Origin of the sequence: Polaromonas glacialis, from assembly GCF_000709345.1 — a bacterium.
Lineage (GTDB): Bacteria > Pseudomonadota > Gammaproteobacteria > Burkholderiales > Burkholderiaceae_C > Polaromonas > Polaromonas glacialis.
This window is the reverse complement of sequence record NZ_KL448325.1, coordinates 250,495-257,364: the sequence shown is the minus strand read 5'-3', so window position 1 is coordinate 257,364 and position 6,870 is coordinate 250,495. Positions and strand designations below refer to the sequence as shown.

The following is a 6,870-nucleotide window of genomic DNA, read 5'->3' as shown; positions in this document are numbered from 1 at the left end:
ACGAGACACTCTACAGCGGTGAGTGGATTCACCCAACAGCATGATTGGCAATCAACCGGATAGGCAAGATCCATTCAACACTGAGGCCCACTCAGCGAAAAACGGTCAGAGCAAAATGTGCGAGCCATTGATTTGTGACACCAGGCAAGTAGCGTGTTTGGATCGCCTGACTTTGTTTTACTGAAGGATCTCCCATCATGACTTCTTCTTTTGGCTATGCCAGCGATGCGCCCTCACGGGGCGCGATCGATGCTTTGCGCGGGACGGCGCTGCTGGAGTTCGGCACCGATTGGTGCGGCCACTGCCTGGCCAGTGCGCCCATCATTTCCAAAGCCTTGGCTGCCCACCCTGCGGTCCAGCACCTCAAGGTCGAGGATGGCCACGGCCGGGCGCTGGGCCGGTCGTTCCAGGTCAAGCTGTGGCCAACCCTGATTTTCCTGGCCAATGGAAATGAAGTGGCCCGCTTGGTGCGGCCAACAGACGGGCATGCCGTGGCGCAGGCGCTTGCCGCCATTGATCCCATTGATCCGATTGATCCGATTGATCCTGCCCAGTGAAGCTGAGCCAGGGCTCAGTTGCCGCTGCCCTGGCAACTGAGCTCTAAACCCCAAGCACGCGCGGCGCACAAACCCGGCGCTGGGGAGAAACCCGTTCCATCCCCGAAGCGAAACGCTGCTGCCTGTGAAGCAGCATGGGTCCTGGTGCAATATTGCCCTCGGGATCTAAAAGCTATTTTTCTCGTTTACGCTGCCAAGCGCCAGTAATGCGCATTGAACGGGCTGCTCATGCGCAGCGCCAGCGGCGAGACGTCGCACAGCTTGTCCGTCGGCATGGGCTCATCGCCCTCCATAAGGATCGGTTTGGGAAGGCTTTTTTGGCCTGGTGGAGCAGGGGCCGGTTTGCGGGCGACGGCAAAGGTGTAGAAACACCGGAAGGGAAGCTTGCGTTCTGCCCAGTAGTCGGCGGCATCGCGAAAAATGTCCAGGAGCTGCTCGCGCGCTTCCTTGTCAAACTTGGCATGCGCCGGGAGCTGTTCGATCACCACGACAAAGCCCAGGGGTGTCGGCAGTTTGGGCATGTCCTCGGTCAGTCCCCTGGCCAGCGCCTCCAGGCTCTTGGCGGACGGCCCCGGCAGGGCGCACTGCGCAGCGAGCAGATCCAGGGTGTCCTGCTTGCAGGTGGCGTTGCCCAGGTCGGCATACAAAAAAGTATGACCCAGATCTACTGCTGCTGCTTGCAACTCCTGCCGGCTCCAAGCGCGTATGCCCTGCACGATGTTGGGACGCACGCCTTTCAAGGGAAGGTCGGTCTCGGGTCTTGGGTCACTGGGTTTGTTGGTCAACATAAGGGCAGGTAACAAGGGTTGATGATCGAGCGAGTGCCAATGGATTGGCAGGAAAGATCGAAGCCAGAAAAAGAGGGAGTCAACATGGAAAGAATTCAAAGTCAACCAACGGGTTGTGCTTGCCATCATTTAGCTGGCGGGGTCTTGCCAGGCCAGGGCGTGGGCACTGCACACCGAATCGTCAGGAAATGGTATCGAGAAGAACAACCCGATGCCTCTAAAGCGGCAGGATACAAGGTATAGGCCCGAGCAGTTGCGCGCACTTTGCAGCCCAGGGGCCTGCATAATGGACCAGACGAAAAAATAGGGCTTTCCTTACTGCTGACGGTTAGTTTGCCCGATACAGGGGTTTTACGCAAGCCGCGGGCCGTAGGAAGGGCGAGCCTGCCCCGGATTGAACCTAACGAGCTTGGGTTTTGAGTTGTCGAAGTTGTTCGCGCTTGTTGTGGATAACTTTGTTGAAGAGGTGCTGCAAAGCCCTCCAAAGCCAGACAGGGCGCGGCTTTCCCAAGGCTGCCTCTATTTTAAGCAGCGCTGCGGGTGAAGCTATTGCTGATTGCCACGCGTTTAGGAAGACAGCCGGCCCGCTTGGCTGGCGCAGGCAAGCGGGCTTGTGCACCTCGAATCAGGCACTTGACCTAGCCGGCATGTCAAGGCCGCGCGCTCAGGATGAGTGCGGATCGCCTTGACGTTTTGGAGGCAAGCGGCTTGACACCCTCGACGCCATGGGCCGTGCCGGGCCCTTTAAGTGCGTAATTACCACCAGCACGCTGCAAGGGGCCTGCTCGATCAAGGCCTTAGAGACCGAGCTGCGCCACCACCGAGCGGTCCAGCTGGTCAAATGCTGGTGACCCACCATAATCAGATCGACCTCGATCCTGCGGGCACAGTCGGCAATTTCATACACCGCATCCCCGACCACCACCTCGCCGCGCACGCGCAGGCCGGCATCGGCCAGCTTTCGCACCCCTGTCTCGAGGATGGTTTGGTAGCGCGCTTTCTCGCTTTCCTGCACTGCTCCGATATAGACGAGGCCTTCCGTCCCGACGGAGGCCAGGGGAAGCGGCATTACAGCAATCAGCATGAGTTCGGCGTGGCTCCACTGCGCAATTTCATGGCAGTCGAGCAAGGCCTGCTGCCCGGAAGCCGAACCGTCGTAGGCCAGCAAGATTCGTTTGTACATGGCGCTGCCCTTGACAACTTGCAAAGTTTTAACGAAGGGCGGCTACTCCAGTGTGAATCCGATCTTGAGCGACACCTGCCAGTGCGCCACCCGGCCGTCCTCCACATGGCCCCGGGTTTCGGTGATGCTGAACCACTGGATGCCTCGCACGGTTTCATGCGCCTTGGCGATGGCCACGCGCACGGCCTCTTCAATGCTGACGCTGGACGAGCCGGTCAGTTCGAGCTGCTTGTAGACATGTTGGCTCATCGCATTTGCTCCCAGAGTGGATCGGCCTGTGCTGCGAAATCTTACGCGCTTTGCGATGAAATGAAACCACCAAGCCACGAAAGCGATCCGCCTGACAGCCTTCATATTCCCGGGCCGGGCAGGGCAGCGCAATTGCCATCAATGTTGTTCGCACCCAGTTTCCCTGCGCACACCCGTCCCCCATTTGAGGGCATGCCCATCCCTATCGCTCAATTCGCAATTAATCCACACACCGGACAGCTTATGCTCCATAATTGCTGCACTGCAACATTTTCAAGGACATCTCATGCCGACCCATAAATCGTACGAATCCGCTGAAAAAGCCCTGAAGTCGAGCGCCGAAAAATTCACCCCGGCCGCCGCCCAAGAAGCTTTCCAACCGATCATGGACAATTTGAAGGCCTGGGGCGACCTGGTTCAGGAACAAGCGCAGGCATCGCAGGCGGCTCTGGCCCAAACGTTTGAAGTGCTCAAAGACATCAAGGAGCCCCAGGCAGCGTTCAATGCCATGGGCGCTTTTGCTGAAAGCCTCACAGCAATGTTTTCAAAGAACATCATGGACGCGGTCGCCCTGAGCGTGGCGCAATTCAAAGGCACCGTGGCTTCGCTGGAAAACAGTTTTCCGGCTTCTGAAGCCTTTGCCGGCATTGCCAACGGCTTTAAGGAAGCGGCTTCCAAAATGGAAAGTTCCATGGAAACTGCGGTCAATGATGGCGCGGCTGCTGTCAAGAAACTGCGCGCCGCGTAAGCAGGAACCTCCCTGGCTATCAGCCTGACTGCTCCGTTGAGGTTGACAGGGCCCCGAGCGGTTTTCGCCAACTCCGATTGGTAGAAAATTGAAATGTTTGACCCGGCCCATGCGCCGGGTTTTTTCTTGAAGGTAGCGCATCGCAATGTGACAGCTATATCACTGCCAAGTGGTCATGCCGTGCCGGGCAGCTTTTGCGCCTGCCAAGCAGCGACTGTGGATTTGCACGTTGCCACCTTGTTCTCCAGCGTAAGTGCTTGGGCGTTGCCAACACTTTATTTGCGTCTCATGCGGCCATCTCTCGCAAAGTAGGAAAGCTCGAAGCCGTCAACGGTCACAAAAAGGTGTTTGTACATGGGTCGTAAATCGTCAACAAAAAAACAATGACTGTGTATGCCTCAAACACCACGCGCCGCGCTAATGGTTTAGTGCAGCCATTTCATGATGTCTTAATTGTTATGGTGAAGCGCCAGCGCAAGCAGCGCAGCCACGAAAGTAAAAAAATACAGGCGGCGAATTCAATGCGGCAGAGATTGCACGGGCCGAATGGAAAATCAATCGGTCAAAATACAACCAGGAGGGGACAAATTACTTAACATAAATCATAAAAGCACCGGTACATGTAGCGAACATATTCCACGATACGGATTATGTTAAGTTTGTTACCAATTTATGTCTGCCTTGGCGTTCCAGCGCCCTCCGCAAAAAACAAAACTCTTTTTTGTAAAAGCCCAAGGCGCTGGGATTGAAAAGCTTTGTCTCTGTACGTAAATGACTCCTATGCAGCGGAAGCGAAAGGTGCTGTGGAGCCGCAGTCAAAATTGCCGCGAATTCAGCCGACGCCTGGTCCGCCACTATGCAATTATCTCGTCACCATCACCTTGTAACCACTTCATTGGTACGAGTTTGATGCCATCGCGCCATTCTTTCAGGCCGACGACTCCGGGTATGTTGCCCCAAAGGTCGCGCGACGCGTGATCCAGTACGATAACCTGAAGCTTGCCTTTGGCTTGTAGCACCACCTTGCCTAGGACCTCGAACGCCTTTTGCACAGCATCAATGTCCTCGTCACGCAAACGCAATTCCTGCTCTTCCTCGTCCGGACGTCGCACGGCGTTCTTGGGAAAGTAGACTTGGCTGGGCTGATCCACCACTAAAAAGCCAGGCACGGGGCTGTTCGGCTGGGATAGATAGAACTGATGCAGTGCTAACAGCATGGCCAAGTGGTAAGAAAGCCAGTTAGACCCGCTGCCGATCTCTGACAGGTAGTCGTCGCGGTCAGCGCCGCGGACTTTGATCGTAAGGTCGCTAATCTCCAGCGAAATGGGATCGTCTGGGTTCTCCACATCCAGTAAGGGCAACAGCCTTCCGGCGTAGCTGTTAACGGCATCTAACGCGCGACGTTTGCGAGAATCTACATCCTGTGTCCGCAATTCAGCCTCGAGCCCTTGCACCCTCTCGCGCAGCTTACCCACCTCATCAACTAATCCGCTGTCGCTGCCTAGACGACGGTGCAGGTCCAGCGCAGCTTCAAGATTCCCGACGAAGCGCTCCGCCTTCTTGGCCCCAAACTGCCGCTCACTGGCTTCCTTCGAGCGGCCCGATAGCGCCCGCTTACGGATCTGGACTGAGCGAAGGCGCTCCGTTGTCACCCCGACCTCAGTCATAACGCGCTGAAGTTCGCGATCAAACGCTGCCGGCACCTCCTTATCCACACCCGCTTCGGCTTCGACTTCCAGCAACCGGGCGGACAGCACTTCAAGTTTGCTGCGTGCCGATGCCGTATGGCTGCCGCACATGGGGCAGTCGGCGTCGCCGTCGGTATGGCGGACCAGCCAGCTGGATAGCTGGAGGCGGCCGCGCTGCAGGCTTATGGCCGCATCGTATTGATCGCCGCCCACGCGCATGCGGTTCATTTCTTCTAGCCGGTGCCGCAACGTGGTCAACTCGCGTGACACCTCGCGCTCCTCGCGCTCCAGGTCAGTGAGCTCGCTCAACGCTTGCGAGATGGTCGCCGTGCTGACCGTGATTGTTAGGTCCGTCCGTGCGACAACATCTTCCAGTAACTCAATCATTTGCCACCGTTTGGGTGGTTGCTCGGGCTTGGGTGTCAAGCCCAACTCCTGCGCCTGGCTGAACTTGGCGGTAAGGTCCGCTAGCCAGCGTCCCGATACTTCCTGGGCTTCCTTAAGTTCTCGCTCCTTCCGTCGCAGTTCCGATTTTGTGCGCTGCAGCTCGAACTGCTTGGCCATGAGACCCGGCGTCACGGCACCCAGCACATATGGGAAGATCTTGCGCAGCTTCTCCCGGTGTTCATAGGTGTTTGTCTTGAAGAACAATACGTCGGGGTTGGCAACGATGTTCTGCGGCTGGAACGTGAAGGCCGCCAAATCTCGGAAACTGGGTCGGCCGTCGAAGCCCGTCGATTCCTCGCCCCCTGTGAAATCCAGCTTGGACAGTGCAGCGAGGTCGTCGAGCAGCCGCTTCACCGCGTCGGCATTAGTATTCTTAACGATGCGCTGGGGAATGTCGACGATGGTGTCGGCTTCCATCAAGAACATGTCGTCGGTGTTGCGCTGTGCGCCGGGCTCGCGCCGGGCCAGCAGCTTGTCCCCTTGATCAGTCGCGACGATCACACCGAACCACTCGCAATGCTTGCGGATGGTGTTGACGGGGATCGAGCAAGTGCTGGCGCCCAGGCAGTAATCAATGATGGGGATAACCGCTGACTTGCCGGTGCGCGAGGCGCCACTGATTACGTTGACCTTGCCCAGCTCAAAACGCAATCGTCGAGGTTTGAACGCAGGATTCCGAGGCCAGAGCAGGATCGCGCGGATCTGGAAGAACATCAGAGCCTCACCTTCAGTGTTGTTGTTATTTCGTGCAAGGTCAGCTGGCCACACCAGGCGCCGAGCTTTTCTGCATCGCTCATTAATTGCTTCACTTCATCGGGCAAGCCGCGCGCCTTAGTTTTGGACAGGGGCATCACCTTACCGGACTCGGTCAGATGGATCAGACTTCCGGCTGCAGCTAATTCGATCGACTGCATCGTCAGCGTACGCCAGCGCAGCGACCGGTCATGTATCTGCAGCAGCAGGTCCTGCTTGGCGACCGCGACGTCGCCAAACTTGGCCGCGAAGGCCCGCAGCCCCGAACCAGGCCGAGTGCGGCGCAACAGCTCGGCGGTGGCTTGATGCAGCACGATTGGCAGAATTACGAACAACATGGGCAACGCAGGCGCATCGTTCATCGGATGATTTGTCGTATAGGAGCAGCAGAAGCGCCAAAGGATGGCTGCGCCCAGCGCGGGGTTCTGTACGTTCTGGGCCTCCCTTGCCAGCATCT

General features: G+C 57.4%; 6 protein-coding genes and 1 pseudogene. 2 read left to right on the top strand and 5 right to left on the bottom strand.

The window, feature by feature from the left end:
• The first annotated feature begins 197 nt into the window (after positions 1-197).
• Positions 198-557: a thioredoxin family protein gene (locus EC86_RS0123280; protein ID WP_029528215.1), complete on the top strand. Its 360-nt coding sequence runs from the start codon at positions 198-200 to the stop codon at positions 555-557.
• Positions 558-913: 356 nt separating this feature from the next.
• On the opposite strand, the pseudogene EC86_RS0123275 reads toward EC86_RS0123280, so the two are convergent.
• The 3 genes and pseudogenes from EC86_RS0123275 to EC86_RS0123265 form a co-directional block, all read right to left on the bottom strand.
• A pseudogene (locus EC86_RS0123275) lies at positions 914-1,345 on the bottom strand (barstar family protein); the annotation flags it as partial.
• Positions 1,346-2,009: 664 nt separating this feature from the next.
• A complete protein-coding gene (locus EC86_RS0123270) occupies positions 2,010-2,528 on the bottom strand; it encodes a universal stress protein (protein ID WP_084181719.1) in 519 nt (172 codons plus the stop codon).
• A 42-nt stretch (positions 2,529-2,570) separates the two neighbouring features.
• Positions 2,571-2,777 (bottom strand): dodecin, encoded by a 207-nt coding sequence (locus EC86_RS0123265; RefSeq protein WP_029528212.1) that lies wholly within the window; start codon positions 2,775-2,777, stop codon positions 2,571-2,573.
• Between the two features lie 184 nt (positions 2,778-2,961).
• On the opposite strand from EC86_RS0123265, the gene EC86_RS0123260 reads away from it, so the two are divergent.
• Positions 2,962-3,525 carry a hypothetical protein gene (locus EC86_RS0123260; RefSeq protein WP_232230026.1) on the top strand — a complete coding sequence of 188 codons (564 nt, stop codon included), beginning with the start codon at positions 2,962-2,964 and terminating at the stop codon, positions 3,523-3,525.
• 854 nt (positions 3,526-4,379) lie between these two features.
• On the opposite strand, the gene EC86_RS0123255 is transcribed toward EC86_RS0123260, so the two are convergent.
• The gene (locus EC86_RS0123255; RefSeq protein ID WP_029528210.1) at positions 4,380-6,374 is read right to left on the bottom strand and encodes a DUF3732 domain-containing protein; all 1,995 of its coding nucleotides are present in this window, start codon (positions 6,372-6,374) and stop codon (positions 4,380-4,382) included.
• Entirely contained in the window at positions 6,374-6,868 is a 495-nt protein-coding gene (locus EC86_RS0123250; protein WP_029528209.1) for a three component ABC system middle component, read from the bottom strand. Before EC86_RS0123250 ends, EC86_RS0123255 begins: the two co-directional genes overlap by 1 nt.
• Between the last annotated feature and the right edge of the window lie 2 nt (positions 6,869-6,870).

Bases quoted from the DNA above. Each gene is read 5' to 3' on its own strand.
- EC86_RS0123255 (WP_029528210.1), bottom strand. From the start codon at position 6,374: ATGTTCTTCCAGATCCGCGCGATCCTGCTCTGGCCTCGGAATCCTGCG.
- EC86_RS0123280 (WP_029528215.1), top strand. From the start codon at position 198: ATGACTTCTTCTTTTGGCTATGCCAGCGATGCGCCCTCACGGGGCGCG.
- EC86_RS0123270 (WP_084181719.1), bottom strand. From the start codon at position 2,528: ATGTACAAACGAATCTTGCTGGCCTACGACGGTTCGGCTTCCGGGCAG.
- EC86_RS0123250 (WP_029528209.1), bottom strand. From the start codon at position 6,868: ATGCTGGCAAGGGAGGCCCAGAACGTACAGAACCCCGCGCTGGGCGCA.
- EC86_RS0123265 (WP_029528212.1), bottom strand. From the start codon at position 2,777: ATGAGCCAACATGTCTACAAGCAGCTCGAACTGACCGGCTCGTCCAGC.